This is a genomic window from Novosphingobium sp. 11B, from assembly GCF_054589055.1.
This window is the reverse complement of sequence record NZ_BAAILP010000213.1, coordinates 1-506: the sequence shown is the minus strand read 5'-3', so window position 1 is coordinate 506 and position 506 is coordinate 1. Positions and strand designations below refer to the sequence as shown.

1 protein-coding gene is annotated in these 506 nt (G+C 63.4%); it reads left to right on the top strand.

Translation table 11 applies throughout. From position 1 onward, the window contains the following. Window positions 1-506: IS21 family transposase (locus ACYPYD_RS19710; protein ID WP_459664995.1), on the top strand; the 506-nt coding region annotated here is incomplete at both ends.

The following is a 506-nucleotide window of genomic DNA, read 5'->3' as shown; positions in this document are numbered from 1 at the left end:
CTGGCGACATGGACCGAGCAGTTTCCCGATTGGATCGCGGGCAACAACGCCGCCTTCGCCTTCTTCCGCGGCGTTCCCCAGTTGCTGGTGCCCGACAACGCCAAGGTGGCGGTGATCAAGGCCTGTCACTTCGATCCTCAGGTGAACCGAAGCTACACCGACATGGCGCGGCATTACGGTACGGCGATCCTGCCGACGCGGCCGCGCAAGCCGCGGGACAAGGCCAAGGTCGAAGCCTGCGTCGGTATCGTCGAGCGCTGGCTATTAGGCCGCTTGCGTAACCGAATCTTCTACAGCCTCGCGGAGGTCAACGCGGCGATCGCCGAGTGCCTTGCCGATCTCAATGACCGGCGCGTGCTGCGCCAGTTTGGCAAGACGCGCCGCCAGTTGTTCAACGAAGTCGATGTTCCAAACCTCAAGCCGCTGCCGGCAGAGCCGTGGGTTCATGCCGAATGGCGCCGCTGCCGCGTCGGGCTCGATTACCATATCGCGATCGAGCGACATCA